We start from the raw sequence: 25,786 nt of genomic DNA, 5'->3' as shown, positions 1-25,786 counted from the left end.
GCGGGAGGCCTTCCGTTCCAGTCCGCGGGGGTACCGGACGATTCGCTTGTCATGCTACGCGAGGCGGGCCGGATGGCCCCGGGCGTCCCCAGGGCTGTGGACAACTGCACACCGCGGGCGCTCCCGGTCGGACACGCCCCCTAGGCGGTGCCCCCACGGCTGCCCGCCGGGCAGCCGCCCGGGACGCGATCGGCGGGCGCGGCCTGCGGCCGGGGCGCGGGGACGGTGACCGGGCGGGCCGAGCGGGCCGCATGGGCCGCGCGGGCCGGCCGGAGGAAGCGGAAGGCCGCCGACCAGAAGGCCCTGCGGCGGGCGGCGCGCTCGTCGACCACGGCCCGGAAGGCGAACCAGGTCCGGAGCGACCGGACGGCCTGCCAGTCACCGGTGCCGGGCGCGGGCGGGGCCTGCTCGCCGAGACTGGCGGCGCGGTGGAGATCGAGGAGGTGCTGCTGCGTGGCGTTCATGTCCCCACCGTGCGACGGCCGCCGGGCCCCTGGCGCTTCGTTTGACGAGGACCGTCAAACGACGGCCCGACCTGCGGAAAGGAAGGCACGATGAGCACATGAGCGTGACGATCGACATCGCCGGGCTGCCGTCCGAGCGCCTGGTGTTCCGGCCCTCGCCCCTGGCCGAGCTGTGCACCTCGCTGCACGCCCTGGCCGAGCCCGGGCACCACCCCGGACTGCACGGCTGGACCACCGCGACGAGTTCCGCCCTCAAGCCCGACCTCGCGGACCGGCTCTGCGAGGCGGAGTTCCTGTGGGGCTCGACGTTCTCCGACATCAGCATGCCGTTCGCCGCGCTGCCGAGTGTGCAGGGCCAGCCGGGCGCCACGCTCGCCGAGGACCTGGACCTCCTGGACAGGCTGGACGACGAGGTGTTCGCCAACGCCGCCCTGGAGATCTCCTGCTCCAGCCAGTACACCAAGCGCGGCGCGTCGCCCCTGGTCAATGCGGAGGCCCGGGAGCTGGCGCTGGAGCGCGCCATCGCACGCGGCCCCCGCCAGCTGGAGTTCGCCAAGCGGCTGCTGGAGGACCCACCGGCCGTACGGGCCTGGATACGGCGCCTGTTCGAGGACTGCGGGGAGGCGTTCTTCAACGATGTCTGGCAGCGGGTGCGGGTCCAGCTCGCCGCCGACGCCCGGCACAAGACGGAGGTGCTGCGGCGCAGGGGCCTGGCCGAGGCGCTGGCCGAGGTGTCGCCCGCGCTGTCGCTGACGGAGGGCGGCTCCCGGATCACCGTCGACAAGATCGGCACCGGCCGTACGACCGCTGTCGACCCGGCGGTCGGCGCGGGCGTCACCTTCGTCCCGTCCTCCTTCGGCTGGCCCCACCTGTGGGTGCTGCACGCCCCCGACTGGCGCCCGGTGATCCACTACCCGGCGGCCGCGCCGGAGCTGCCGGGCCCCGCCTCCCTCGACCTGCTCAAGCTCCGCCTGGACGCGCTGGCCCACCCGATGCGGATGCGCATGTGCCGCTATCTGGCGCGGGCGCCGTTCACCACGGGCGAGCTGGCGACGGCGCACGACATCAGCGCGCCCGAGGTGTCCCGGCACATCGCGGCGCTGAAGAAGGCGGGCCTCGTCACCACGCGCCGCCGCGGCCGGTACGTGCTCCACCAGCTGGACCTGACGGTGGTGGCCCGCCTGGGCAGCGACTTCCTGGAGGGCGTGCTGCGCTAGGACGGGCCCCGACCGGGTCAGCGCAGCGGCCCGCCCCCGCCCGCGCGCACCAGCCCGCTCTCGTACGCCAGCACCACCACCTGCACCCGGTCCCGCAGCCCCAGCTTGGTGAGGATGCGCCCGACGTGCGTCTTCACCGTGGCCTCCGACAGCACCAGCCGCGCCGCGATCTCGCCGTTCGACAGCCCCTGGGCCACCAGCAGCATCACCTCGCGCTCCCGGTCGGTGAGGCGGCCCAGCTCGGCGCTGGTCGGCTCGTTGCCCGCGCTCGGCAGCATGGGGGTGAAGCGGTCCAGCAGCCGCCGCGTCGTGCTGGGCGCGACCACCGCGTCGCCGCTGTGCACGGCCCGGATCGCGCCCAGCAGCTCGGCCGGCGGCACGTCCTTGAGCATGAAGCCGCTGGCCCCGGCCTTGAGCGCGGAGAAGGCGTACTCGTCGAGGTCGAAGGTGGTCAGGATCAGCACCTTCGGCGGATCGGCCTGGACGCAGATGCGGCGGGTCGCCTCCACGCCGTCCAGCCTGGGCATGCGGACGTCCATCAGCACCACGTCCACGGGGGTGCGGGCCAGCACCTCCAGCGCCTCGGCGCCGTCCCCCGCCTCGGCGACGACCTCCATGTCGGGCTGCGCGGCCAGCACCATGCGGAATCCGGTGCGCAGCAGCACCTGGTCGTCGACGAGCATCACGCGGATGGACATGCGGGGGGTCCCTCTCGGATCGGATGTGTGCGGTTGCAGAGCAGTTGTGGCAGGTGGGGCGGGGTGGTGCGGACGTACGGGCGGGCCGGTCAGCGGCCTCCGGGCCTGATCGGCAGGAGCACACTGATCCGGAAACCGCCGCCGGGACGCGGCCCCGCGTCCAGGGTGCCCCCGACCATGCCGACGCGCTCGCGCATGCCGATCAGACCGTGCCCCATGCCGTCGGCGCCACCCGAGTCGTACAGCTCGTGCTGCGCGCCCCGCCCGTCGTCCTCGACCAGCAGCCCCAGCCCGTCGTCGAAATAAGTGAGCCGCACGCTGGCCGCCACGTCCGGGCCGCCGTGCTTGCGGGTGTTGGTCAGCGCCTCCTGGACGATGCGGTAGGCGGTCAGCTCGACGCCGCTGGGCAGCGGCCGGGGCGCGCCCTCGACCTTGAAGTCCACCGGCAGCCCCGCGCTCCGCACCTGCTCGACCAGGTCCCCGATCTGCTCCACGTCGGGCTGCGGGACGTACTCGCCGGTCTCCGCGCCCTCGTCGGTGCGCAGCACGCCCAGCAGCCGGCGCATTTCGGCCAGCGCCTGGCGGCCGGTGCCGGAGATCGTCTCCAGGGCCTGCTTGGCCTGCTCGGGCGAGGAGTCCAGGACGTAGGCGGCGCCGTCCGCCTGGACGACCATCACCGAGACGTTGTGCGCGACGACGTCGTGCAGCTCGCGGGCGATGCGCGCCCGCTCGGCGGTGACCGCGATCTGGGCCTGCCGCTCGCGGTCCTTCTCCAGGCTCCGGGCCCGCTCCTCCAGCTGGGCCCAGTAGGCGCGCCGGGTGCGCATCGAGTCGCCCAGGACCCAGGCGAGGACGAAGGGGACGGTGACGAAGACGGTCCCCAGGACGCCGACGCCCACGGACTGGCCGGGGGTGGGCCAGCGGACCGCGGCGATCCACGGCGCGAGCAGGCCGGCGACCAGGGCGAAACGCGAGGCCCAGCGGGTGTTGCCGGAGGCCACGGTGTAGACGATCACGAGCATCGCGAAGTCCGCCGGGACCACCGGGACGTTCAGGCCGACCTGGACGACTCCGACGGCGGCCGTCAGCAGCAGCATCTTCTCCGGCCACCGCCGCCGCAGCGCGACCACCGCGCAGAGCACGACGGACACGGCGGCATCGGCGGCGGCCGACCTCTGTCCGCTCTCCGCGATGATGGACAGTCCGCTGAGCCCGAGCAGCAGAAGGGCCCAGAAGGAGTCCACACCCGTGGGGTGTCTGCGGAGGAAGTCGTAGAGGCGCTGCACGTCACCCAGCGTAGGCACGCCGAGCCCCCGCCGGGGTCCGCCCGGCGATCGATCCGGTTCCGCCCCGTCTACTCCCCAAGGTGGAGGCACCGCGCCCGGCGGGCCCGCCCGCTCCGCCCGTCTAACGTGTGCATATGGCAAGCGGAACGAGAACCTGGCGGGAGGCGACCGAGGCCGCCCTGTACGGACCCGGCGGCTTCTACCGCCGCCCCGAGGGCCCCGCAGGTCACTTCCGCACCTCCGTGCACGCCTCCCCGCTGTTCGCCCGTGCCGTGGTGGAACTGCTGTGCCGCGTCGACGAGGCGCTCGGGCACCCCGCAGAGCTGGCGTTCACCGATATGGGTGCGGGGCGCGGCGAGCTGGTGACCGGGGTGCTGGCGCACTGCCCCGCAGAGCTGGCGGCCCGGCTGCGCCCGTACGCCGTGGAGATCGCGGACCGGCCGGCCGGGCTCGACCCCCGGGTGACCTGGCTGGACGCTCCCCCCGACGGGGTCCACGGCCTGCTGTTCGCCAACGAGTGGCTGGACAACGTGCCGCTCGACGTCGCCGAGGCCGACGGCTCGGGCACCCCCCGGCAGGTACTGGTCCAGCAGGACGGCGAGGAGCTGCTCGGCGACCCGGTGACCGGCGAGGACGCCGACTGGCTCGCCCGCTGGTGGCCGCTCGAGGGTGCGCCCCCCGGCTCCCGCGCCGAGATCGGCCACCCCCGGGACACCGCCTGGGCCCGGGCCGCCGGCGGGCTGCACACCGGGCTCGCGGTGGCCGTGGACTACGCCCACGGGCGCGCGGCCCGCCCGCCCTTCGGCACCCTCACCGGCTTCCGCGACGGCCGCGAGGTCCGGCCCGTGCCGGACGGCAGCTGCGACATCACCGCCCATGTGGCGCTGGACGCCTGCGCGGCGGCCGGGCCCGGCCCGGCCGGCACGGTGCTCCCCCAGCGCGAGGCGCTGCGCGCGCTCGGCGTGGACGGCACCCGTCCCCCGCTCTCGCTCGCTTCCTCCGACCCGGTCGCCTACGTACGGGCGCTCAGCGCGGCCGGCGAGGCGGCGGAGCTGACGGCCCCGGCCGGGCTGGGCGGCTTCGGCTGGCTGCTCCAGCCGGTGGGCGGCGTGTGCGCGGGGCTGCTGGACGCGGACCGGGGCTCGGCCGGACCTTCCGCGGAAGGCTGACAGACTGTTCCCATGAGGGAGACGACAGTCGGCATCGGCGGCGCCGCGGAGAGCACCGACATGGTGCTCAACATCGGGCCTCAGCACCCGTCCACGCACGGCGTGCTGCGGCTGCGCCTCGTCCTGGACGGCGAGCGGATCAGGCACGCCGAGCCGGTCATCGGCTATATGCACCGGGGCGCGGAGAAGCTGTTCGAGGCCCGCGACTACCGGCAGATCGTGGTGCTCGCCAACCGCCACGACTGGCTGTCGGCCTTCTCCAACGAGCTGGGCGTCGTCATCGCCGTCGAGCGGATGCTGGGCATGGAGGTGCCCGAGCGCGCGGTGTGGGCCCGCACACTGCTGGCCGAGCTGAACCGGGTGCTCAACCACCTGATGTTCCTCGGCTCCTACCCCCTGGAGCTGGGCGGCATCACGCCGGTCTTCCACGCCTTCCACGAGCGGGAGGTGCTGCAGACGGTCATGGAGGAGGTCTCCGGCGGCCGCATCCACTACATGTTCAACCGCGTGGGCGGCCTGAAGGAGGACCTCCCGGCGGGCTGGCTCGGCCGTGCCCGGCACGCCGTCGCCGAGGTCCGCTCCCGGATGGACGTCTACGACCGGCTCGTCCTCGGCAACGAGATCTTCCGGGGCCGTACGCGCGGGGTGGGCGCCCTGTCCCGCGAGACCGTGCACGCGTACGGGGTGAGCGGCCCGATCGCCCGCGCCTCGGGCGTCGACTTCGATCTGCGGCGGGACGAGCCGTACCTGGCCTACGGCGAGCTGCAGGACGTCCTGAAGGTCGTCACCCGGGAGGAGGGCGACTGCCTGGCCCGCTTCGAGTGCCTGCTGGAGCAGACGCACAACGCGCTGGACCTGGCGTCCGCCTGCCTCGACCGCCTGGCGGACCTGCCGCCCGGCCCGATCAACCAGCGCCTGCCGAAGGTCCTCAAGGCCCCCGAGGGCGCGACCTACGTCTGGACCGAGAACCCGCTGGGCCTCAACGGCTACTACCTGGTCTCCAAGGGCGAGAAGACCCCCTACCGCCTCAAGCTGCGCTCGGCGTCGTTCAACAACATCCAGGCCCTGACGGAACTGCTGCCCGGCACGCTGGTGGCGGACATGGTGGCGATCCTGGGCTCGATGTTCTTCGTGGTGGGCGACATCGACAAGTAAATCCAGCCCGTCCGGCGATTGAGGACCGGGGGTCCGGGGGCAGAGCCCCCCACGCGGCGGAGCCGCAAATCGGTACAGCCGGGAAGGGGCGGGGTGGGGAAAGGCGCCGCAGGCCCCTACGAGATCGCCGTCCGCAGCTCCGCCACGTCGATCTGCTCGGTCTCGTCATGCGCCGTCAGGTCGATGACCTCACCGTCACCCTTGTCCTCGGCCTCGGCCCCGGCCTCCGCACCCGCCTCCGCCAGCGCCTCCTCCCCGACGACGTCCGCCAGGTCCTGCTCCTCGACCGGCCGGGCCGCAGCCTTCTTCGCGCTGTTGCCGAAGAAGTCGAACCCGCCCTGCGTCCGCACCGCGGGACGCCGCGCCACGGGCACGTCCGACGGCAGGGCGACGGCAGCCCCCGTCTTCACCGGCGCCGCAGCAGCCTTGCGCCCGAGCGCCCGCAGCGCATCCGCCGCCTTGCGGTACGCCTCGGCGTCAAGGCCCGTACCGGGACCGGAAGGTCCGGACGTTCCGGACGTTCCGGACGGAGCAACAGGCGCAGACGGCGCGGCCGGCGCCGCAGCGGGCTCCAGCTCCTTCACGCCCGAACCCTTCGCACTCTCCGCCCCCTTGGCCAGCAGACGCCGCCCCTCGAGCGCACTGGCCCGCTCCGTCTCCGCCGTCGCATAGCGCCGCAGCAGATCCGCGTGCTCGGTGCGCAGCCGCGCCAGCTCGGCCCGCTTGGCGCGGAGCTTGCCCTCGAGCCGGGTGCGCACCAGGCGCGTCTCCTCGAGGTCGGTCTCCACCTCCGCCAGGCGCTCGTCGGTCTTCCACTCCTCGCGCGTACGAGCGGCGGTGAGCTGCGCGACGCGCTTGCCCGCGGCGTGGTCCCAGCGGCGCATCATCACCGAGCCGACGACGGTGGCCGCTGAAGCGGCCACCGCGAGGGCGCGGATGACGACCGTTTCGCTCACCACCAGCGTGCCGGCGGCGCAGACGACTGATGTCGCGGCGACCGCCAGCGGGGGAAGAAGCCGGTGCAGGGGTGCGGAATGGCGGTGGCGTCCTCGTGGCATGGCCTGAAACTTACCGTGCGTTGCGGCAGGAGTGTGACTCCACCACCAAACTCTTCCCTTGATCTTACTTCTCCCCTACTTCGTCACTTGGCCTCGTCACTTGGCCTGGTCACTTGACCAGAAGCTTCTTCTCCTTGAGGTAGCGGGCGGCCACATCGGCCGGCTTGCGCCGCTCCGCATCGACCTTCTTGTTGAGTTCGGTCAGATCAGCCGTGGTCAGCACCCTGTTCAGCTTGCCGAGGGCATCGGCGACCCCCTGCGCACCGGCCTTCTCGGCATTCATCACCGGCAGGACGTTGTCCGAGTTCTGGAGCTTCTTGTCGTCCTTCAGCAGAACGAGCCCGAACTGTTCGAGCGTGGCATCCGTGGTGGTCGTCAGCAGCAGTTGGTCCTTGCCCGCCTTGACCGCCTGCTTGGCCTGGGTGCTGCCCACCTCCAGCGGGTCGAGGCCCGTGATGCGGATGCCGTAGGTCTTCTCCAGACCGGGCCGGCAGAAGGGCCGCCGGGAGCATTCGTCACCGGCCGCCAGCTTGACCCCGACCTTCGCCTTTCCAAGATCAGAAAGGGTCTTGAGCTGGTGTTTCTCCGCGAACTCGGCGGTAACGGCGAAGGCGTTCTGGTCCACCGCGCGGCCGGGGTCGAGCACCTTCAGACCGCGCGGCTCGGCGAGTTTGCGGAGAGCCTTCACCGTGGCCGCGGCATCGGGGGAAGCGACCGGCGGGGCGTCCTTCCCGTTCTGCTTCTTGTTCAGGAATTCGGTGAGCGTCGCCGCATACTCCGGCACCACATCGATCCGGCCCTTCTCCAGCTCCGGTTCATACAGCTCACGCGCGTCCGCGGTCTGGATCGACGTGGAATATCCGGCGTCCCGCAGCAGCCCCGCGTATATCTCCGCGAGCACCCTGGACTCCGTGAAGCCGGCCGCCCCGACGACCAGCGAACCCTTCCCCCCGGCGCCTCCCCCGGCGGACTTCTCCAGGCTGTTGCCGGCGCATCCGGCGAGGGCCGCCGCCAGCACGGCCGCACCGGCCGCCGCCGGGAGGCCGCGGGCGGTGCGCGCGCGGCGAGGGCTGCTGGTCATACGGGCCTCCATTGGTCGGCAGGTTCAGGCCCCGGCGGGCCGGGCGGCGGCCGCCGCCCGGGGGCGCGGGCGCCGGCGCATCGGGTCGAGCAGCCGCTGCGCCAGCACGAACGCGCCCTCGACCAGCAGCGCGAGCGTCGCCACCAGCAGCGCCCCGGACACCACCTGAGCCGTGTCGGTCAGCCGGAACCCCGCCGTGATGATCCGGCCGAGCCCACCGCCGCCGGGCAGCGCGGCCAGCGTGGTCGTGGCCACCACCTGCACGGCGGCGGACCGTATGCCCGTCACGATGAGCGGAAAGGCCAGCGGCAGCTCCACCCGCAGGATCACCTGACCGCCTGTCATCCCCATGCCCCGCGCCGCCTCGACCATGCTCCGGTCCACCTCGCGCATGCCCACATAGGCGTTGGTGAGCAGCGGGGGTATCGCGAAGAGCACCAGCGCGATGACGGTGGGCCAGGAGCCGTGCGTGCCCAGCGGGCTGAGCAGCAACAGCACCAGCACGGCGAACGTGGGCACCGCTCGCCCCGCGTTGGCGAGGTTCACCGCCAGCGCCCCGCCCCGGCCCACATGGCCGAGCGCCACGGCGACCGGCAGCGCGATCGCACAGGAGATCAGCAAGCAGACGACCGTCAGGAAGAGGTGCTCGCCGAGCCGGTGCCACACCCCGTCCGTGCCGGACCAGTGCGCGCCGGTGGTCAGCCAGCTCCAGGTGCGCGAGACGACGTCCATCAGGCGGCCACCGCCTTCTCCGCGACGCGGCGGACCCTCGCCTGACGCTTCGCCCGGCGCTTCGTCCGCGTCCAGGGCGTCAGCAGCCGCTGGACGAGCAGCAGGGCCAGGTCTGCCACGACGGCCAGCAGCACGCACAGCACGGATGCGGTGAGCACCTGGGCCTTGAAGTAGCTGCGCATGCCCTCGTAGATGAGATTGCCCAGGCCGCCGTAGCCGATGATGGCGCCCACGGTGGTGAGCGAGACCGTGGAGACCGTGGCGATCCGCAGACCGGCCATCAGGGCCGGGACGGCCAGCGGGAGTTCGACGGCGAACAGCAGGCGTATCGGCCCGTACCCCATGCCCCGCGCCGCCTCCCGGGCCTCCTCCGGCACCGAGGCGAGGCCGGCGAGGATGTTGCGCACGAGGATCGTCAGCGAATACAGCACCAGGCCCGTGATCACCACGGCCGGCGACAGCCCGAAGACCGGCACCAGCAGCGAGAACATCGCCAGCGACGGCACGGTGTAGAGGATCGTGGTCGCCCCGAGGACGGGCCCGGCCACGCCCCGCCACCTGCGGGCCAGCAGCGCCAGCGGGAAGGCCACGAGCAGGCCGAGGACCACGGACGCGAGCGTGATGCCGATGTGCTGGAGCGTGGCGTCCAGCAGCTCCGGGCCCCGGCTCCGCACGTACTCGCCGCAGATCCAGGCGTTGCTGATGAGGCAGTTCTGGTCCGCCATCCGCGCCCTCACCTCCCCCTCGGCCTTCACCGTCGGTCACCAGCGACCCTAACCCCGGGCACTGACATTCGCCTCCGGCCACAATGGGGAACCATGATCCGATTCGAGCACGTCACCAAGCGCTACGCCGACGGCACGACCGCCGTGGACGACCTGTCCTTCGAGGTGGCCGAGGGCGAGCTGGTCACCCTCGTCGGACCGTCCGGCTGTGGCAAGACCACCACGATGAAGATGGTGAACCGGCTGATCGAGCCGACCGGTGGCCGGATCCTCGTCGGCGGCACCGACATCGCCTCGGTCGACCCGGTCGAACTGCGGCGCGGCATCGGCTATGTGATCCAGCAGGTCGGCCTCTTCCCGCACAAGACCGTGCTGGAGAACACCGCGACCGTGCCGCACCTGCTGGGCTGGCAGCGCAAGCGGGCCCGCGCCCGGGCGGCCGAACTGCTCGACCTCGTCGGGCTCGACCCGTCCGTCTACGGGGACCGCTACCCCGACCAGCTCTCGGGCGGCCAGCGGCAGCGGGTCGGGGTGGCCCGGGCGCTCGCCGCCGACCCGCCCGTCCTCCTGATGGACGAACCGTTCGGCGCCGTCGACCCGGTGGTGCGCGAGCGGCTCCAGACCGAGTTCCTGCGGCTGCAGTCACAGGTGCGCAAGACAGTGCTGTTCGTGACCCACGACATCGAGGAGGCTGTTCGACTGGGCGACCGCATCGCGGTGTACGGGGAAGGCCGGATCGAACAGTTGGACGCGCCCGCGGCGGTGCTCGGGGCGCCCGCCACCCCGTACGTCGCCGACTTCGTCGGGGCCGACCGGGGCCTGAAGCGCCTCTCGGTGACGGCCATCGAGGCCGGCGACCTCGAACAGCCGCCCGTCGTCCACCTCGACGACCGGCTCACCGAGGCGGCCGAACGGCTCGCCCGCGAAAACGCGCGCTGGGCCGTCGTCCTGGACGACGCCGAGCGGCTGCACGGCTGGATCTCCGCGGAAGCGGTGGCGTCCGGGGGCGCGACGGTGCGGGTGCGGGAGCGGGCGCGGCACATGGACGCGTGGCTGCCGCTGGGGGCTTCGCTGAAGCAGGCGTTCAGCACGATGCTCCAGCACGACGCGGGGTGGATCGCCGTCCTCGACGGGGACGAGGCGGACCACTTCCTGGGCGTGCTCACCCCGGCGCGCCTCCACGAGGCACTGCGCCGCTCGATCGAAGCCGACGCGCGGGGCGCTGCGCGCAGCGAGGCAGAGGTGGAAACGGTGCCGGGGGCGTAGGCAATTCCAGCCCGTCCGGCGTTTGAGGCTGCGCTCGATGTGCGGCTCCGCCGCGCGGCGCGCGCAGCGCGGTCCGGGGTCCGGGGCGCAGCCCCCCACGCGGCGGAGCCGCACATCGATGCAGCCGGGAAGGGGCGGGATCGGGGAAAGAAAACCCCGCCCCCTACGCTCGCGCCGCCCCCTCGCCCCCACCCTGATCGTCCTCGTCCTCCGGCAGCTTGCAGACCCGCTCCATGAAGAACGCCGCAGCTATCACGCACGCCCCCGCCAGCACCGACGCCCCCGCATAGATCGCCTGGTCGCGCCGCGCCGGGACGTCGAGGCCGTCGATGAGGAAGAAGACGCCCACGCCGCCGTACATGCCCGAGACCAGGGCCGCCACCAGCGCGCTGGCCTGGCCGAAGACGACCGCCCGCGCCGCCAGCAGCGGGTCGACGCCCTTCGCGCCGGGACGGCGCTCACGCTGCGCCCGCAGGCGGGCGCGCAGGGACAGGGCCGTCGCGAAGAGGACGACCGCGATGACCGCCAGCACGATCGGCGCCGCCACCGGCACGCTCGGCAGCGTGCCGAAGGAGTCCCACAGCCGGGCGGCCGCCCAGGCCAGTACCCCGGCCACGGCGAACAGCCCGGCCAGCACTCCGATCCGCAGTTGCTTCACCTGGCCGTCGCCCCTCATCGTCACATCGTCCCCAACGCACAGCAGCCCGCACGGGCCCACGGCCCACCGGGCCAACGGCTACTCCGGCAGCCGGAGTTCCAGGTCGGTGCGGGGCTCCACCCCGGCGAGCCCCACCACGGCCAGCAGCTCCACCACCGGCCCATGCCCCGGAACCGTGGCCTCCGGGTCCACGTCGTGCCACGGCGCCAGCACGAAGGCCCGCTCGTGCGCACGCGGGTGCGGCAGGGTGAGCCCCGGATCGTCGGAGACCACGTCCTGGTAGGTCACGATGTCGACGTCCAGGGTGCGCGGGCCCCAGCGCTCGTCCCGCACCCGCTCGAAGGCCTCCTCGATCGCGTGCCCCCGCTCCAGGAGCGAGTCCGGCGGCAGCGTGGTCTTCACCAGCACGACCGCGTTGAAGTACGACGGCTGGGAGCCCGGCTCGACGCCCCAGGGCTCGGTCTCGTAGACCGGGGAGACGGCCTTGACCCGCAGGCCGGGGGTGTCCTCCAGGGCGTCGATGGCGCCCTGGAGCGTCTCCAGACGGTTGCCCAGATTGCTGCCGATCGAGATCACGGCTCGCTTGGGATTGCTCAGCGTCACATCCGCGGCGTCCACGCGCTCCACTACGGAGGCGGGCACCGGCTGCACGGTCGGGTCGCTGCTGCTCATACTCGGCTCCGGGTGATAGTGACGGTCACGTCGTCGAACGGGACGGTGATCGGGGCGTCCGGCTTGTGCACGATGACCTCGACCTCCCGTACCGGATCGTGCTTGAGGCACTGCTGGGCGATCCGCTCGGCCAGCGTCTCGATGAGGTCGACGGGCTCGCCCTCGACGATGGCCACGACCTCCTCCGCGACGATGCCGTAGTGCACTGTCTTCGCGAGGTCGTCGTCGACCGCGGCAGGGCGGGCATCCAGGCTCAGCACCAGGTCCACGATGAAGGTCTGGCCTTCCTCGCGCTCACGGGGGAACACCCCGTGGTGGCCACGAGCCTTCAAGCCGCGCAGCGCGACACGATCCACACGAATCACTCCAGCTGGTTGTCGGTATGGGAGCGCGCCCGCCGCGGCCGGCGCATCGCCCTTCCCTGCCTTCGGCCGGGTTGCCCACTCTCGAATCTACCTGCGGGCACCGACAGCGCCCGGCCGCGGGTGTCCCGACGGCTCCCGCCGCGCTTACCCGAAGATCCTGCGCTTCACCCCTACCCAGGCCAGGAGAAGCTCGAACGAGTGGTCACATTCCCCCACACTGACACGTGGCGGCAAATCGGACACAAGCCTCGAACAAAGCGGAAACAAAGCGGAAACATCCTGGCAGAGACGGAAGATCACACGATCGACTGGCAGGTCACGCCATCGGCCGGAAGGTCACACGCCCGAACCGCCCGGTTCGTCCTCCTCCTCGTCCTCCTGCCCCGCCAGCACCGGCGAGCCGTGGTGCGACCACACCTTCCACTCGTCCCCCGCCCGCCGGAACACGTTGGTGGCCACCACCAGCTGTCCCACCAGCGGCCCCAGCTCGCCCTCCTTCTCCGCCGGGGCACTGCTGAGGATGTTCTCGGTGCAGGTCACCAGCGCCGTGTCGCCGGCCACCGACACCTCGACGTCCGTCAGGAAGAACTGGATGTAGTCGGTGCTCGCCATGATCAGGGCGTACGAGCGCAGGACCTCGCTGCGCCCCCGCAGCACCGGCCAGCCGGGGTGCACGCACGAGACCTCGGTGCCGGGGTCGTTCAGCCAGAGCCGGTCCATGGCCGTGGTGTCGCCGCGCTCCATCGCCTCGTACAGGGCGGTGTTCGCCAGCTCGACCCGCTCGCCGTCCGTACGGGCGGTGCTCACACAGCCCCCTCGGCGGCCGCCGCGCGCTCCACCGCCCGGACCACCCGGACCGCGTCCGCGCTGGCCCGCACCTCGTGCACCCGGACCGCCCACGCGCCCTCCCGGGCCGCGAGCGCGGAGACGGCGGCCGTGGCCGCGTCCCGCTCGCGGGCCGGCGGCGGATCGGCGTCGGGGCCGGCCAGCACCCGGCCGAGGAAGCGCTTCCGGGAGGCCGCCACCAGCACGGGCAGCCCCAGCTCCCGGCGGAACCGGCCCATCCGGGCGACCAGCGCCAGATCCTGCTCGGCGTTCTTGGCGAAGCCCAGGCCCGGGTCGACCACCAGCCGCTCGGGGGCGATGCCGCCGTCGACCACCGCGTCGATGCGCTGCCGCAGCTCGTCGATGACCTCGCCGGCCACATCGGGCCCGTAGACGGCCCGGCTGTTCATGTCCTCGCTGAAGCCGCGCCAGTGCATCACCACGAACGGCACCCCGGCCGTCGCGACCACGGGCACCATCGCCGGATCCGCCAGGCCGCCGCTCACGTCGTTGACGAGCACCGCGCCCGCCTCGATCGCGGCCTCGGCCACCGAGGCGCGCATGGTGTCCACCGACACCACGACGCCCTCGCCGGCCAGCTCGCGGACCACCGGCACCACCCGGCGCAGCTCCTCTTCCTCGTCGACCCGCAGCGCGCCCGGCCGGGTGGACTCCCCGCCCACGTCGACCAGATCGGCCCCGCCCCGGACCAGCTCCAGGCCGTGCTTCACGGCGAGGGCGGTGTCGAACCAGCGGCCGCCGTCCGAGAACGAATCGGGCGTGACGTTCACCACGCCCATCACCGCACAGCGATCCCACTCGGGCAGTCCCACCGGCCCCGGACGGCCGTGCAACGACGTACTCATACCAACCAGCCTAGGGCGTGCGGACCCGGCGCCACCCCCCGGCCGGAGACCCCGGAACGGAAGGACCCTCCCCGGACGGTGTCCGGGGAGGGTCCTCGACGGGAAGACGGGCGGGAGACGCCGCCCGGCGTCACGCGGCGCGCGTGACCTCGCTCTGCACCCGCTCGTCGCCCTCGTCGTGCATGAGGGTCTCGGGAGCGACGGGGCGGCGGCGCAGCAGGCGCGGCAGCTCCAGGAAGCCCTCCGCCTGCATCATGGCGAAGCCGATGCGGGGCAGGTCGCGGCTGTTCGGGAAGACGATGAAGCGGGGCTCCCAGCGGGGCCGGAACTTCTCGTTGAACTTGTACAGCGACTCGATCTGGAACCAGCGCGAGAGGAAGAGCAGCACCGTGCGCTGGATGCGGACCACCGGGCCCGCGCCCAGCTTCCCGCCGCGCTCGAGGGCGGAGCGGAAGAACGCGAAGTTCAGCGACAGGCGCTTGACCTTCAGCTCGGGCGCGGCCTGCAGGAAGGCGACGATCAGCAGCTCGTTCATGCCCGGGTCGGCGCTGCGGTCACGGCGCATCAGCTCGAGCGAGCTGCCGTCCTTGCCCCACGGCACGTAGTGCTGCATGGCGCGGAGGTCGCCGAAGGGGAGGTCCTCGCCATCCTCCGGGTCCTTGTGGGCCGTCGCGATGATCGCGTCCAGGTCCTTGGGGTCGCCGATGCGGCCCAGGGCCATGGAGAAGCCGCGCTCGTCCTCGGTGTCGCGCCAGGCGTTGGCGGCCTTCTGGACGGCGTCCAGCTCCTCGGGGGTCAGGTCCCCGACGCGGCGCACCTTGGTGGAGTAGCCGTTGCGCTCGATGCGCTTGACCATCTGGCGGACGTTGCGCATGGAGCGGCCGGTCAGGCTGAAGTCGGCCACGTCGACGATGGCCTCGTCGCCCATCTCCAGGGCGTCCAGACCGGTCTCGCGGGTCCACACCTCGCCGCCGGTCTCGCTGCAGCCGGCGACGGCGGGCGTCCAGGAATGGCGCTTGGCCAGCTCCATGAACTTCTCGATCGCGCCCGGCCACGCCTCGACGTCACCGATCGGGTCACCGCTGGCGAGCATCACGCCGGAGACGACGCGGTAGGAGACGGCGGCCTTGCCGGAGGGCGAGAAGACGACGCTCTTGTCGCGGCGCAGCGCGAAGTGGCCGAGCGAGTCGCGCTCGCCGTGCTTGGCCAGCAGCTCGCGCAGCCTGTCCTCATCCTCCTCGGTGAGGACGGGCGCCGGGTACGCCGGGCGGAAGGCCAGGAACGCGGTGGTGGCGACGGTCAGCAGGCCGAGGGCGCCGAGGGAGTAGCCGACGGTGTAGTCGACGTGATCGGTGTAACGGATCGAGCCCTCGAAGCCGAAGAGGCCCCATATGACGTGCTCGATCTGCTCGAGCACCGGCGGGTCGCCGATCATCCTGTTCGAGTGGGAGCCGACGATCACCCAGCCGAGGCCGAAGCTGGCCCCGCCCATGACCACGAAGTTGACCGGCGCCATCCAGCGGCTGCGCGGGTCCGGCAGGGCCACGAAGGACTTCTTGTGCCGGAGGAGGTAGATCCAGAGCAGCAGGGAGAGGGTGCTGCCGATGTACGAGTGCCGGTATGCCACTTGCGCGACGATGCCGATCGGCAGCAAGATCACGGCTGCCAGCCAGGCCTGCTGCTTGGCGCGCTTGAGGCCGTGGGAGAGCATCAGGAGCAGGATGCCGACGATGATCGAGCCGGCCGCGGCCAGCTGGGTCACCGAGCCGGGCAGCACCTCGGACAGGGCGTGCACCTTGCTCCAGCGGTACCGGGGGATCACCCCGGCCGCTATGTCGGCGAGACCGATGAGGGCCCCGACGGTGCCGACGACGGCAGGCACGTTCTCGGGCTTGGGCCCCTTGACGATACGTGCAAGCCCCGACAGCCGCTTAGGTCCCGGAGGAACCTCGTCGGACTTTTTGCCATCTACCCTGACAGACATCTCTTCCCGTCGTCCTGTCGAGTGGGCCTGCGCCATCTGGCGGCAGCACCCGGACAATGTGCGCCCTGTAGGACGACGGTTTCGGGGTTGAGGTTCCGTGGGGGGCCGAGCCCGGAAAGAAGTAACCATTCCGCGACTCGGCGCCGGGTCGCCTCGGCAGAAAGCACCTCATGGGTCTCACCAGCATGCCAGTACTGCTGCTGGCCATCGCATCTGCGGTAGCACTCTTCGCTCTGACCATTTGGCTCTGGCCCCGCCTCGGCAAGAAGGGCGTCGGCTCCGTCCTCGGCCGGGTGGGCATGATGCTGGCCACCCAGATCTCCCTCTTCGCCGCGATCGGCCTGTGGGCGAACCAGTCCTTCGGCTTCTACGGCTCCTGGGCCGACCTCTTCGGCCAGGTGAAGGACGAGGGCGTCGTCGTCGACCACAGCGCCTCCGGCAAGCGGGTGCAGGTCGTCGGCGTCCAGGCGGTGAAGGTGCCGCGCGGCAACGTGCCGCGGGTGGGCGGCAAGATCGAGAAGATCAACATCGCCGGCGTGGACTCGAAGGTCAACGGCCCGGCCTATGTCTACCTCCCCCCGGAGTACTTCCAGCCGCAGTTCGCGAACAAGACCTTTCCGGCCTCCGTCGTCCTGACCGGCTACCCGGGCACCGCCGAGGCCCTCGTCAAGGGCCTCGACTACCCGGTGCGCGCGCACAAGCTGGCCAAAGAGAAGAAGATGCAGCCCACCGTCCTGGTGATGATGCGTCCCTCGGTCGTGGGCCAGCGCGACACCGAGTGCATGGACATACCCAACGGCCCCCAGGTCGAGACCTTCTTCACCAAGGACCTCCGCAAGGCCATCTCCCAGCAGTACCGGGTCGGCGAGAAGCCCGCGAACTGGGGCATGATCGGCGACTCCACCGGCGGCTACTGCGCCCTCAAGATCGCCATGCGCCACCCCGACTCGTACGGCGCCGCGGCCGCGCTCTCCGGCTACTACAAGGCTCCGCAGGACCCCACCACCGGCTCCCTCTTCGGCGGCAGCAAGCAGCTGGAGAACGAGAACGACCTGCTGTGGCGCCTGAAGAACAAGAGCCTGCCGCCCGTCTCGCTGCTGGTGACCACCAGCAAGAAGGGCGAGCACAACTACAAGGACACGATGAAGTTCATCGAGATGGCGGCGAAGAACCCCACCCACGTCTCGTCGATCGTCCTGGACACGGGCGGTCACAACTTCAACACGTGGCGCCGTGAGCTGAACCCGACCCTGAAGTGGATGGGCAGCCGACTGACCGCGTGACGCCTTGCGGCTCATAGGGGGCGGGGAGGGACGTCGACCGGCTGCGTGTCGGCTGTGGCTGGTGGCGCAGCTCCCCGCGCCCCTTACGGGGCGCTAGCGCGCCATGATCAGGCTCATCGCCTCGGCGCGGCTCGCCGCGTCGCGCAGCTGGCCCCGCACCGCGGAGGTCAGCGTCTTGGCGCCGGGCTTGCGGATGCCCCGCATGGACATGCACATGTGCTCGCACTCGATGACCACGATCACGCCGCGCGGCTCCAGGATCTCCATCAGGGAGTCGGCGATCTGCGTGGTGAGGCGCTCCTGCACCTGCGGGCGGCGGGCGTAGACGTCCACCAGCCGGGCCAGCTTCGACAGCCCCGTGATCTTGCCCGTCGTGGACGGGATGTAGCCGATGTGCGCCACTCCGTGGAACGGCACCAGGTGGTGCTCGCAGGTGCTGTACACCTCGATGTCCCGGACCAGCACCATCTCGTCGTGGCCGAGGTCGAAGGTCGTGGTCAGCACGTCCTCCGGCTCCTGCCAGAGCCCGGCGAATATCTCCTTGTAGGCCCGCGCCACCCGTGCCGGGGTCTCCCGCAGCCCCTCCCGGTCGGGGTCCTCGCCGACCGCTATCAGCAGTTCACGGACGGCGTTCTCGGCCCGCTTCTCGTCGAAAACGCCGATGGAGTGCTCGGCGTCCAGCGTCACCGGGTCGGTCATGGGCTTGCCTCGTTCTCTCGTACGTCACGCCGTCTGCGGCCACAGGGAACGCGGCCCGGCGCGAAAATGCGCGATGCCGCGCCCCCAAGGCTAAAACCTGGGTGGCGCGGCATCCATTCCGGGCCTGGTGGGCCCGGGCACACTTGCACGGACCGGGTGGCGCTTACGCCTCCGGCGTGCTCGGACTGTCCTTCGACAGCTCGACCGAGTCGACGGTCGCGGCGCCGTTGCTCGGGGCCAGCTCCTTGGGGGAGAGCACCGGCGGGCGGCTCGACGGCGTGCGGCGCGAGGAACCCGTCCAGGCCGGGCGGGCCGGGCGCTTCACGACGTGCCGGAAGATCTCGGCGATCTCCTCCTTGTTCAGCGTCTCCTTCTCCAGGAGGGCCAGAACCAGGTTGTCGAGAATGTCGCGGTTCTCGACCAGGATCTCCCAGGCCTCGTTGTGCGCGGTCTCGATGAGCTTCTTGACCTCTTCGTCGACCAGCGCGGCGACCTCTTCGGAGTAGTCCCGCTGGTGCGACATCTCGCGGCCCAGGAACGGCTCGGAGTTGTCGGAGCCGAACTTGATCGCGCCGAGCCGCTCGGTCATGCCGTACTGGGTGACCATCGCGCGGGCCGTGGCGGTGGCCTTCTCGATGTCGTTCGCGGCGCCCGTGGTCGGGTCGTGGAAGACCAGCTCCTCGGCCGCGCGGCCGCCCAGCATGTAGGCCAGCTGGTCGAGCATCTCGTTGCGCGTGGTCGAGTACTTGTCCTCGTCCGGCAGCACCATGGTGTAGCCGAGCGCACGGCCCCGGGACAGGATGGTGATCTTGTGGACCGGGTCGGAGTTCGGGGAAGCCGCCGCGACCAGGGCGTGACCGCCCTCGTGGTACGCGGTGATCTTCTTCTCCTTGTCGCTCATGATCCGGGTCCGCTTCTGCGGGCCGGCCACGACGCGGTCGATCGCCTCGTCCAGCATGTGGTTGTCGATCAGCTTGCGGTCGCTGCGGGCCGTCAGCAGGGCGGCCTCGTTCAGGACGTTCGACAGATCGGCACCGGTGAAGCCGGGGGTACGGCGGGCGACGGCCGCGAGGTCGACGTCCGGGGCGACCGGCTTGCCCTTCTGGTGGACCTTGAGGATCTCCAGACGGCCCTGCATGTCCGGGCGGTCGACGGCGATCTGCCGGTCGAAGCGGCCCGGGCGCAGCAGCGCCGGGTCGAGGATGTCGGGCCGGTTGGTGGCGGCGATCAGGATGACGCCGCCCTTGACGTCGAAGCCGTCCATCTCGACGAGCAGCTGGTTCAGCGTCTGCTCACGCTCGTCGTGGCCGCCGCCGAGGCCCGCACCGCGGTGCCGGCCGACGGCGTCGATCTCGTCGACGAAGACGATGGCGGGGGCGTTGGCCTTGGCCTGCTCGAACAGGTCACGGACCCGGGAGGCACCCACACCGACGAACATCTCGACGAAGTCGGAGCCGGAGATCGAGTAGAAGGGGACGCCCGCCTCGCCCGCGACGGCGCGCGCGAGCAGCGTCTTACCCGTACCGGGCGGGCCGTAGAGCAGCACGCCCTTGGGGATCTTGGCGCCGACGGCCTGGAACTTCGCGGGCTCCTGGAGGAACTCCTTGATCTCGTGGAGCTCCTCGACCGCCTCGTCGGAGCCGGCCACGTCGGCGAACGTCGTCTTCGGCGTGTCCTTGGTGATCAGCTTGGCCTTGGACTTCCCGAAGTTCATCACCCGGGAGCCGCCGCCCTGCATCTGGTTCATCAGGAACAGGAAGACCACGACGATCAGGACGAACGGCAGCAGCGAGAGCAGCACCCCGACGAAGGGGTTCTGCTTCGACGTCGCGATGTTGTAGCCGTCGGGCAGGGTCTTGGGGTCGTCGTCGTCGGCACGGGCCTGGAGGTCCTTGGAGATCTCGACGCCCTGGTCGCCGATGTAGTTCGCCTGGACCTTGCTGCTGCCCTTGATCTTGTAGCCGGGCTTGAGCTCGACCTTGATCTTGTTCTCGTCGCCCGTCGTCAGCTCGGCCGACTTCACCTGGTTCTTGTCGATCGCGTTGACGACAAGGCTGGTGTCCACCGACTTGTAACCGCCGGACGAGCCGACGACCTGCATCAACACGACCACGGCGAGGACGGCCAGCACGATCCACATGACCGGCCCACGGAAGTAGCGCTTCACGTCCATCCATACGGGGCGCATGCGCCCCGTCCCTCCTGCCACAGTGAGGCACGGCCACCCCGGGACGGGGTGCCTGTGCGTGCGGTGTCCTGCTCGACCTTCTCGACCTTGCAGTGCCTGAAAAAGAGTGCTTGAAAAAGGCTGACCTTCGGACGGTACCCCAGCATTGTCACCCGACGCCGCCGCGGACGGTCAACAAATCCGCCCTCGCATGCTCCAACGGCGGGAAACCGGGATGGGTTCCCGCACGCCGGGAGGCACACGAGGGGCACGGTCCGGGAACCGGGGTGCTCAGCCGCCGTAGACGTGCGGCGCAAGCGTGCCCACGAAGGGCAGATTGCGGTACTTCTCGGCGAAGTCGAGACCATAACCGACGACGAACTCATTCGGAATGTCGAAGCCGACCCACTTCACGTCGATGGCCACCTTCGCCGCCTCCGGCTTGCGCAGCAGCGTCACGACATTGAGGGACGCGGGCTCGCGGGAGCCGAGGTTCGACAGCAGCCAGGACAGGGTCAGCCCGGAGTCGATGATGTCCTCGACGATCAGGACGTGCTTGCCCTTGATGTCGGTGTCCAGGTCCTTGAGGATGCGCACCACACCGGAGGACTGGGTGCCCGCGCCGTAGGAGGACACGGCCATCCAGTCCATCGTGACCGGGTTGGACAGCGCGCGCGCCAGGTCGGCCATCACCATGACGGCGCCCTTGAGGACGCCGATGATGAGCAGGTCCTTGCCCGCGTACTCCGCATCGATCTTCGCGGCCAGCTCGGCCAGCTTCGCGTCGATCTCTTCCTTGGTGATGAGCACCGACTTCAGGTCGGTGCCCATGTCCTTCTCGTCCACCCGCGCCACTCTCGCTCGTTCACGACTCGTCCGGCCTGCGGAGTTCGCTGCACCCCGCGCGCATCAGCCCCGCGCATCAGCCCTGCCGGAGGACCAGTCTGCCACCCTGCCTGCGAACCGCGACGCGCCCGGGCAGGTTGATCGCGCCCTGACCGCGCCAGCTCGTGATCAGCCGGTCGACTTCCTCCAGGTGCCGGGCGAAGAGCGAACCGGCCGGGGAGCCCGCTGCGATGGCCGCGCGGCGCAGCACCCGGCGGCGGACCGCAGGGGGAAGGGCGAAGAGCTTGGCGACCTCCAGAGCGCCGGAGTCGTCCCGGACGGACGGCTCGACGGCGGCGGCCCAGGAGTCCAGCGCGTCCGCGTCGTCCCGGGAGAGCTGGGCGGTCCGGGCGAGGGCCTCGACGACGCCCTTGCCGAGCGCCTTCTCCAGGACGGGCAGCGCCTCGTGGCGGACCCGGGAGCGGGTGTAGGCGGGGTCGGCGTTGTGCGGGTCGTCCCACACGGGCAGGGACTGGACCATGCACGCCTTGCGCGCGGTCTGGCGGTCCAGCTCCAGGAAGGGCCGGCGGTAGCGGCCGCCGACGCCGGAGGCGACGGCCATCCCGGACAGCGACCGGATGCCGGAGCCGCGGGCCAGGCCCAGCAGGACCGTCTCCGCCTGGTCGTCGCGGGTGTGGCCGAGCAGGATCGCGGCGGCGCCGTGCCGCTCGGCGACGGCGTCCAGCGCGGCGTAGCGGGCGTCGCGGGCGGCGGCCTCGGGGCCGCCCTCCCGGCCCACGTCGACCCTGACGGCCTCCACGGGGTCCAGGTCGAAGGCGGCGAGCCGGCTGACGACCTCGGCGGCGCGGAGGTCGGAGCCCTCCTGGAGGCCGTGGTCGACGGTCACCCCGCCCGCCCGGACCCCCAGCCGGGGCGCCTCGAAGGCGAGGGCGGAGGCGAGCGCCATGGAATCGGCACCGCCGGAGCAGGCGACCAGGACGAGCGGCTGCTCCCCGGCCGCGCCGGAGAGGGAAGCGGGCGGGGACATGCTGAGAACGTCGTGGAGTGCGCGGCGGACCGCCAGGCGTATCGCCGCGACCGCGGGGTGTGGACCCATGTCCGTGTGTCCAATCGTTCCATCGGGAGGGGGACGGAGTCGTTCTGACGTCGAGATGACCTCGGGGTGACCTCGAGCCTCAGTCACGCTGTGTGCGTCGATGGTGACAGAGACGAGCCATTACCCGAGCATCGCACGCCCACCCTTGACACACGGTCCCTCGGACGGGTGATTACGGGAGCGTTCTTCCGGTACGGGGCGTGACGACGTCACGCGCCGGTCCGCCCGTGCACCCGTGCGACCCAGTCCGCCGGTTTGGCGATCTCGGCCTTGGTGGGAAGCGTGTTCGGGGACGTCCAGACCCGGTTGAAGCCCTCCATGCCGACCTCGTCGACGACGGCCCGTACGAACCGCTCGCCATCACGGTACTGCCGCAGCTTGGCGTCCAGTCCCAGCAGCTTGCGCAGTGCCGCGTCCAGCCGGCCCGCACCGCTGGCCCGCCGCTTCTGGAACTTCTCCCGGATCTCGGTCACGGACGGCACGACCTGGGGGCCGACCCCGTCCATCACATAGTCCGCGTGCCCCTCCAGCAGCGACATCACGGCCGTCAGCCGGGCCAGGATCTCCCGCTGGGCGGGCGTCTGCACCAGCTCCACGATGCTGCGGCCGCCCTCCTCCTCCGGCGGCCTGCCGCCCGCCCAGGACTGGGCGGCCTCCCTGATCCGCTCCAGCAGCGTGACGGGATCGACCTCGGTCTCGCCCAGGAACGCCTGGATCTCGCCCTCGAGGTGGTCGCGCAGCCAGGGCACCGCCGTGAACTGCGTCCGGTGCGTCTCCTCGTGCAGGCACACCCACAGCCGGAAGTCGTGCGGCTCGACCTCCAGCTCGCGCTCGACGTGCACGATGTTCGGCGCCACGAGCAGCAGCCGGCCGCCCCCGGCGGCGGAGCCCGGCAGCTCCCTGCTGGCCGGCGCGAACGTCTCGTACTGCCCCAGCACCCGGGAGGCCAGGAACGACAGCAGCATGCCCAGCTCCACGCCGGTGACCTTGCCGCCGACGGTGCCGAGCACGTTCCCGCCGGGCAGGTTGGTGCGGCGGTCCTGCATCTTCTCCAGCAGCGGCCCGAGGACGGCCCGGAAGCCGGCGACGTTCGCCCTGATCCATCCGGCGCGGTCCACCACCAGCACGGGCGTGTCCGCGCCCCCGCCCGCGGGGGGCGCCATGCGCGTGAACGCCCGTACGTGCTCCTCCGACGACCGCGCGTGCCGCCGCAGCTCGGCGACCACCTCGCGGGCCTCGTCCCGGCTGACCTCCGGCCCCGGCCGTACGAGCCGAGTCGCGGTCGCCACCGCGAGCTTCCAGTCGACCATCTCCGTACCACCGACGCTAGTCATGCCTTCACGTTACGTGCTGAGCGGGCCGGTGGGAGGGGGTCACCCGGACTGCGCGAGCGCCGACGCCAGGCGGTCCAGCGCCGCCTGCGCCGACCCGGGGTCCGTCGTCCCCGAGGCCATGAACGCGAAGGCGAGCAGCCGGCCCCCGGGCGTCACGGCCGTGCCGGCCAGCGTGTTCACCCCGGTCAGCGTCCCGGTCTTGGCGCGCACGGCGGCCCGTCCCGCCGCCTCCCGCGGGTACCGGTCCCGCAGCGTCCCGGTGAAGCCCGCCACAGGCAGCCCCGTGAGGACCGGCCGCAGCCGTCCTCCGTCCGGCCCCGATGCGCGCACCAGGAGCCGCGCCAGGAAGTCCGCGGAGGCCCGGTCGGTGCGGTCCAGGCCGCTCCCGTCGGCGATCCGCACGCCCGCCATCGGCAGGCCGAGCTTCTCCAGCCGGTCCCGCACCGCATCCGCCGCGCCGTCGAAGCTGGCCGGGCGGCCGGAGGCCAGGGCCGTCTGGCGGGCCAGGGCCTCGGCGATGTCGTTGTCGCTGTTGGTGAGCGCCCGCTCGACCAGGTCGGCGAGCGGCGCGGAGGCCACCGCCGCGAGCCGCTCCGCCTTCGGGTCCGCGTGCCCCTCCGCCGGCTCGCCGTCGACCTCCACGCCGCGCTCGCGCAGCAGCGCGGCGAACTTCCGGGCCGCGTCCCCGGCGGGGTCGGCCGTGCGGTCGGCGACCCCGCGGTCCGAGTCGTCCAGGCGGCCCTCGTCGGCCATGAGCGCGCTGACGGGGGCGAGGTTCTCGTTGGGGCCGATCGGGTGCTGGGCCGGGCCCGAGTAGCGGGAGGCGTCGTAGGCCAGCCCGACCCGGTTCGTCCCGCGCTCCTTCAGCGCCCGCGCCGTCGCGTCCGCGAGATCGCGCAGGCTCGCGAACCGCGGCCCGTCGCCCTGCGCCGGACGCGCCGTGAGCGTCGGGTCGCCGCCGCCGACGAGCACGATGCCGCCGGGCCCGGCGACCACCGCGGTCTCGATGCGGTGGTCGGGCCCCAGCGCCGCGAGCGCGGCCGCCGCCGTGGCCAGCTTTATCGTCGAGGCGGGGGTGTACGAGCCGTCCTGCCCGGCCCCGTACAGCGGCTCGCCCGTGACCGCGTCGTACACGGCCGCCGACGGCTCGGACCCCAGCGCGGCATCCTTCAGGAGCGGTTCGAGCACCCCGGCAAGGGCGCCCTTCGCCCCGGCGGCGCCGGCGGAACGGCCGAGCGCACCGAGCACGGGCGGCGCAGCGGCAACACCGGAACCGCCCCGTCCCCCGTGACCCTCGCCACCCGGGTGTGATCTCGCACCGGCGCGGTCCCGTTCGGCCTTACGCTGACCTCCGTCCCAGGGACCGGCGGCGGCCACCGCACCGGTCGCCACCACGAGGCCGGCCACGGTGGACACGGCGACGTACCGCACGGTGCGGCGCTGTGACACGGGGGCGTCCCGCCAGCGTCTGAGCCACCACCCGACCTGCCAGCGTCCGGCCTCAGGCACGACGGACCAGCCCCTTTCGCCACCACACACCTGCGTGAGGGACACTTAATCACCAGACGTATGTGTTGATCATGAAGGAGCCACCCGTGGAGTTCGACGTCACCATCGAGATCCCGAAGGGTTCGCGGAACAAGTACGAGGTGGACCACGAGACCGGTCGCATCCGTCTGGACCGCCGCCTCTTCACCTCGACCAGCTACCCGGCCGACTACGGCTTCGTCGAGAACACCCTCGGCGAGGACGGCGACCCGCTGGACGCGCTGGTCCTTCTCGACGAGCCGACCTTCCCCGGCTGCCTCATCAAGTGCCGCGCCATCGGCATGTTCCGCATGACGGACGAGGCCGGCGGCGACGACAAGCTGCTGTGCGTCCCGGCGAACGACCCGCGCATGGAGCACCTCCGCGACATCCACCACGTCTCGGAGTTCGACCGCCTGGAGATCCAGCACTTCTTCGAGGTCTACAAGGACCTCGAGCCGGGCAAGTCCGTCGAGGGTGCCGACTGGGTCGGCCGCGCCGAGGCCGAGGCCGAGATCGAGGCCTCCTACAAGCGCCTCGAGGCTGCGGGCGGCGCGCACCACTGAGCCTGAGCGCTCGACCCGATCGGACGCGCGGCTTCTGAAAGCTTCCA

At 71.8% G+C, this 25,786-nt stretch carries 25 protein-coding genes; 6 read left to right on the top strand and 19 right to left on the bottom strand.

What is annotated here, in order from left to right:
* Positions 1–140: 140 nt before the first annotated feature.
* A complete protein-coding gene (locus AC1Z4A_RS17205) occupies positions 141–464 on the bottom strand; it encodes a hypothetical protein (protein WP_483679852.1) in 324 nt (107 codons plus the stop codon).
* Positions 465–562: 98 nt separating this feature from the next.
* Between AC1Z4A_RS17205 and AC1Z4A_RS17200 the strand changes: the two genes are divergently transcribed.
* Complete coding sequence (locus AC1Z4A_RS17200; protein WP_483679850.1) at positions 563–1,681, top strand: DUF5937 family protein; 1,119 nt, start codon at positions 563–565, stop codon at positions 1,679–1,681.
* 17 nt (positions 1,682–1,698) lie between these two features.
* Here AC1Z4A_RS17200 and AC1Z4A_RS17195 read toward each other — a convergent pair whose 3' ends face one another.
* A complete protein-coding gene (locus AC1Z4A_RS17195; RefSeq protein ID WP_483679849.1) occupies positions 1,699–2,379 on the bottom strand; it encodes a response regulator transcription factor in 681 nt (226 codons plus the stop codon).
* A gap of 89 nt (positions 2,380–2,468) precedes the next feature.
* Positions 2,469–3,665 (bottom strand): sensor histidine kinase, encoded by a 1,197-nt coding sequence (locus tag AC1Z4A_RS17190; RefSeq protein WP_483683620.1) that lies wholly within the window; start codon positions 3,663–3,665, stop codon positions 2,469–2,471.
* A 134-nt stretch (positions 3,666–3,799) separates the two neighbouring features.
* Here AC1Z4A_RS17190 and AC1Z4A_RS17185 point away from each other — a divergent pair, with 134 nt between their 5' ends.
* Positions 3,800–4,834 carry an SAM-dependent methyltransferase gene (locus tag AC1Z4A_RS17185; protein WP_483679847.1) on the top strand — a complete coding sequence of 345 codons (1,035 nt, stop codon included), beginning with the start codon at positions 3,800–3,802 and terminating at the stop codon, positions 4,832–4,834.
* A gap of 12 nt (positions 4,835–4,846) precedes the next feature.
* Positions 4,847–5,989 (top strand): NADH-quinone oxidoreductase subunit D, encoded by a 1,143-nt coding sequence (locus AC1Z4A_RS17180; protein ID WP_483679846.1) that lies wholly within the window; start codon positions 4,847–4,849, stop codon positions 5,987–5,989.
* Between the two features lie 116 nt (positions 5,990–6,105).
* On the opposite strand, the gene AC1Z4A_RS17175 is transcribed toward AC1Z4A_RS17180, so the two are convergent.
* The 4 genes from AC1Z4A_RS17175 to AC1Z4A_RS17160 form a co-directional block, all read right to left on the bottom strand.
* Positions 6,106–7,047, bottom strand: coding sequence for a hypothetical protein (locus AC1Z4A_RS17175; protein WP_483679845.1), 942 nt, complete (start codon positions 7,045–7,047; stop codon positions 6,106–6,108).
* Between the two features lie 109 nt (positions 7,048–7,156).
* Entirely contained in the window at positions 7,157–8,128 is a 972-nt protein-coding gene (locus tag AC1Z4A_RS17170; protein WP_483679843.1) for an ABC transporter substrate-binding protein, read from the bottom strand.
* Between the two features lie 24 nt (positions 8,129–8,152).
* Positions 8,153–8,860, bottom strand: a complete 708-nt coding sequence (locus AC1Z4A_RS17165) for an ABC transporter permease (RefSeq protein WP_483679842.1) — start codon at positions 8,858–8,860, stop codon at positions 8,153–8,155.
* On the bottom strand, positions 8,860–9,585 hold the full coding sequence (locus AC1Z4A_RS17160; RefSeq protein WP_483679840.1) for an ABC transporter permease: 726 nt from the start codon (positions 9,583–9,585) through the stop codon (positions 8,860–8,862). Before AC1Z4A_RS17160 ends, AC1Z4A_RS17165 begins: the two co-directional genes overlap by 1 nt.
* A 93-nt stretch (positions 9,586–9,678) precedes the next feature.
* On the opposite strand from AC1Z4A_RS17160, the gene AC1Z4A_RS17155 reads away from it, so the two are divergent.
* The gene (locus AC1Z4A_RS17155; RefSeq protein ID WP_483679839.1) at positions 9,679–10,851 is read left to right on the top strand and encodes a betaine/proline/choline family ABC transporter ATP-binding protein; all 1,173 of its coding nucleotides are present in this window, start codon (positions 9,679–9,681) and stop codon (positions 10,849–10,851) included.
* Between the two features lie 163 nt (positions 10,852–11,014).
* On the opposite strand, the gene AC1Z4A_RS17150 is transcribed toward AC1Z4A_RS17155, so the two are convergent.
* The 6 genes from AC1Z4A_RS17150 to AC1Z4A_RS17125 form a co-directional block, all read right to left on the bottom strand.
* Positions 11,015–11,509: a DUF3180 domain-containing protein gene (locus tag AC1Z4A_RS17150; protein ID WP_483683619.1), complete on the bottom strand. Its 495-nt coding sequence runs from the start codon at positions 11,507–11,509 to the stop codon at positions 11,015–11,017.
* A gap of 78 nt (positions 11,510–11,587) precedes the next feature.
* Positions 11,588–12,181 (bottom strand): 2-amino-4-hydroxy-6-hydroxymethyldihydropteridine diphosphokinase, encoded by a 594-nt coding sequence (gene folK / locus AC1Z4A_RS17145; RefSeq protein ID WP_483679837.1) that lies wholly within the window; start codon positions 12,179–12,181, stop codon positions 11,588–11,590.
* On the bottom strand, positions 12,178–12,537 hold the full coding sequence (folB, locus tag AC1Z4A_RS17140; protein WP_483679835.1) for a dihydroneopterin aldolase: 360 nt from the start codon (positions 12,535–12,537) through the stop codon (positions 12,178–12,180). Before folB ends, folK begins: the two co-directional genes overlap by 4 nt.
* A gap of 345 nt (positions 12,538–12,882) precedes the next feature.
* Complete coding sequence (locus AC1Z4A_RS17135; RefSeq protein ID WP_483679833.1) at positions 12,883–13,353, bottom strand: nuclear transport factor 2 family protein; 471 nt, start codon at positions 13,351–13,353, stop codon at positions 12,883–12,885.
* Positions 13,350–14,237 carry a dihydropteroate synthase gene (gene folP, locus AC1Z4A_RS17130; RefSeq protein WP_483679832.1) on the bottom strand — a complete coding sequence of 296 codons (888 nt, stop codon included), beginning with the start codon at positions 14,235–14,237 and terminating at the stop codon, positions 13,350–13,352. Before folP ends, AC1Z4A_RS17135 begins: the two co-directional genes overlap by 4 nt.
* Positions 14,238–14,367: 130 nt before the next feature.
* Positions 14,368–16,221 (bottom strand): phosphatidylglycerol lysyltransferase domain-containing protein, encoded by a 1,854-nt coding sequence (locus AC1Z4A_RS17125; RefSeq protein ID WP_483679831.1) that lies wholly within the window; start codon positions 16,219–16,221, stop codon positions 14,368–14,370.
* Positions 16,222–16,391: 170 nt separating this feature from the next.
* Between AC1Z4A_RS17125 and AC1Z4A_RS17120 the strand changes: the two genes are divergently transcribed.
* Positions 16,392–17,504 carry an alpha/beta hydrolase gene (locus AC1Z4A_RS17120; protein WP_483679830.1) on the top strand — a complete coding sequence of 371 codons (1,113 nt, stop codon included), beginning with the start codon at positions 16,392–16,394 and terminating at the stop codon, positions 17,502–17,504.
* 93 nt (positions 17,505–17,597) lie between these two features.
* On the opposite strand, the gene folE is transcribed toward AC1Z4A_RS17120, so the two are convergent.
* The 6 genes from folE to dacB all read right to left on the bottom strand — a co-directional run bounded on the left by folE (position 17,598) and on the right by dacB (position 25,155).
* On the bottom strand, positions 17,598–18,203 hold the full coding sequence (folE, locus tag AC1Z4A_RS17115) for a GTP cyclohydrolase I FolE (RefSeq protein ID WP_483679828.1): 606 nt from the start codon (positions 18,201–18,203) through the stop codon (positions 17,598–17,600).
* Positions 18,204–18,366: 163 nt separating this feature from the next.
* Entirely contained in the window at positions 18,367–20,376 is a 2,010-nt protein-coding gene (gene ftsH, locus AC1Z4A_RS17110; RefSeq protein WP_483683618.1) for an ATP-dependent zinc metalloprotease FtsH, read from the bottom strand.
* A gap of 285 nt (positions 20,377–20,661) precedes the next feature.
* Positions 20,662–21,201: a hypoxanthine phosphoribosyltransferase gene (gene hpt / locus AC1Z4A_RS17105; RefSeq protein WP_478645962.1), complete on the bottom strand. Its 540-nt coding sequence runs from the start codon at positions 21,199–21,201 to the stop codon at positions 20,662–20,664.
* 91 nt (positions 21,202–21,292) lie between these two features.
* A complete protein-coding gene (gene tilS, locus AC1Z4A_RS17100; RefSeq protein WP_483679827.1) occupies positions 21,293–22,312 on the bottom strand; it encodes a tRNA lysidine(34) synthetase TilS in 1,020 nt (339 codons plus the stop codon).
* A 209-nt stretch (positions 22,313–22,521) separates the two neighbouring features.
* Positions 22,522–23,646 carry a zinc-dependent metalloprotease gene (locus AC1Z4A_RS17095; protein ID WP_483679826.1) on the bottom strand — a complete coding sequence of 375 codons (1,125 nt, stop codon included), beginning with the start codon at positions 23,644–23,646 and terminating at the stop codon, positions 22,522–22,524.
* A gap of 39 nt (positions 23,647–23,685) precedes the next feature.
* Positions 23,686–25,155: a D-alanyl-D-alanine carboxypeptidase/D-alanyl-D-alanine endopeptidase gene (gene dacB, locus AC1Z4A_RS17090; RefSeq protein WP_483679824.1), complete on the bottom strand. Its 1,470-nt coding sequence runs from the start codon at positions 25,153–25,155 to the stop codon at positions 23,686–23,688.
* A gap of 86 nt (positions 25,156–25,241) precedes the next feature.
* Between dacB and AC1Z4A_RS17085 the strand changes: the two genes are divergently transcribed.
* Positions 25,242–25,739: an inorganic diphosphatase gene (locus tag AC1Z4A_RS17085; RefSeq protein ID WP_483683617.1), complete on the top strand. Its 498-nt coding sequence runs from the start codon at positions 25,242–25,244 to the stop codon at positions 25,737–25,739.
* Positions 25,740–25,786: the final 47 nt, after the last annotated feature.

Source organism: Streptomyces sp. 17_S59, from assembly GCF_056930295.1.
Note: the sequence above shows the minus strand (reverse complement) of the source record. Positions and strands in the feature narration are given on the sequence as shown.

Excerpts from the sequence above, each read along its gene's own strand:
- AC1Z4A_RS17165 (WP_483679842.1), bottom strand. The coding sequence starts at position 8,860 with ATGGACGTCGTCTCGCGCACCTGGAGCTGGCTGACCACCGGCGCGCAC.
- AC1Z4A_RS17180 (WP_483679846.1), top strand. The coding sequence starts at position 4,847 with ATGAGGGAGACGACAGTCGGCATCGGCGGCGCCGCGGAGAGCACCGAC.
- AC1Z4A_RS17205 (WP_483679852.1), bottom strand. The coding sequence starts at position 464 with ATGAACGCCACGCAGCAGCACCTCCTCGATCTCCACCGCGCCGCCAGT.
- AC1Z4A_RS17185 (WP_483679847.1), top strand. The coding sequence starts at position 3,800 with ATGGCAAGCGGAACGAGAACCTGGCGGGAGGCGACCGAGGCCGCCCTG.
- folK (WP_483679837.1), bottom strand. The coding sequence starts at position 12,181 with ATGAGCAGCAGCGACCCGACCGTGCAGCCGGTGCCCGCCTCCGTAGTG.
- folE (WP_483679828.1), bottom strand. The coding sequence starts at position 18,203 with ATGACCGACCCGGTGACGCTGGACGCCGAGCACTCCATCGGCGTTTTC.
- AC1Z4A_RS17200 (WP_483679850.1), top strand. The coding sequence starts at position 563 with ATGAGCGTGACGATCGACATCGCCGGGCTGCCGTCCGAGCGCCTGGTG.
- AC1Z4A_RS17175 (WP_483679845.1), bottom strand. The coding sequence starts at position 7,047 with ATGCCACGAGGACGCCACCGCCATTCCGCACCCCTGCACCGGCTTCTT.
- AC1Z4A_RS17195 (WP_483679849.1), bottom strand. The coding sequence starts at position 2,379 with ATGTCCATCCGCGTGATGCTCGTCGACGACCAGGTGCTGCTGCGCACC.
- AC1Z4A_RS17160 (WP_483679840.1), bottom strand. The coding sequence starts at position 9,585 with ATGGCGGACCAGAACTGCCTCATCAGCAACGCCTGGATCTGCGGCGAG.
- AC1Z4A_RS17170 (WP_483679843.1), bottom strand. The coding sequence starts at position 8,128 with ATGACCAGCAGCCCTCGCCGCGCGCGCACCGCCCGCGGCCTCCCGGCG.
- folP (WP_483679832.1), bottom strand. The coding sequence starts at position 14,237 with ATGAGTACGTCGTTGCACGGCCGTCCGGGGCCGGTGGGACTGCCCGAG.
- AC1Z4A_RS17120 (WP_483679830.1), top strand. The coding sequence starts at position 16,392 with ATGGGTCTCACCAGCATGCCAGTACTGCTGCTGGCCATCGCATCTGCG.
- hpt (WP_478645962.1), bottom strand. The coding sequence starts at position 21,201 with ATGGGCACCGACCTGAAGTCGGTGCTCATCACCAAGGAAGAGATCGAC.
- ftsH (WP_483683618.1), bottom strand. The coding sequence starts at position 20,376 with ATGGACGTGAAGCGCTACTTCCGTGGGCCGGTCATGTGGATCGTGCTG.
- tilS (WP_483679827.1), bottom strand. The coding sequence starts at position 22,312 with ATGGGTCCACACCCCGCGGTCGCGGCGATACGCCTGGCGGTCCGCCGC.
- AC1Z4A_RS17095 (WP_483679826.1), bottom strand. The coding sequence starts at position 23,646 with ATGACTAGCGTCGGTGGTACGGAGATGGTCGACTGGAAGCTCGCGGTG.
- AC1Z4A_RS17155 (WP_483679839.1), top strand. The coding sequence starts at position 9,679 with ATGATCCGATTCGAGCACGTCACCAAGCGCTACGCCGACGGCACGACC.
- AC1Z4A_RS17125 (WP_483679831.1), bottom strand. The coding sequence starts at position 16,221 with ATGTCTGTCAGGGTAGATGGCAAAAAGTCCGACGAGGTTCCTCCGGGA.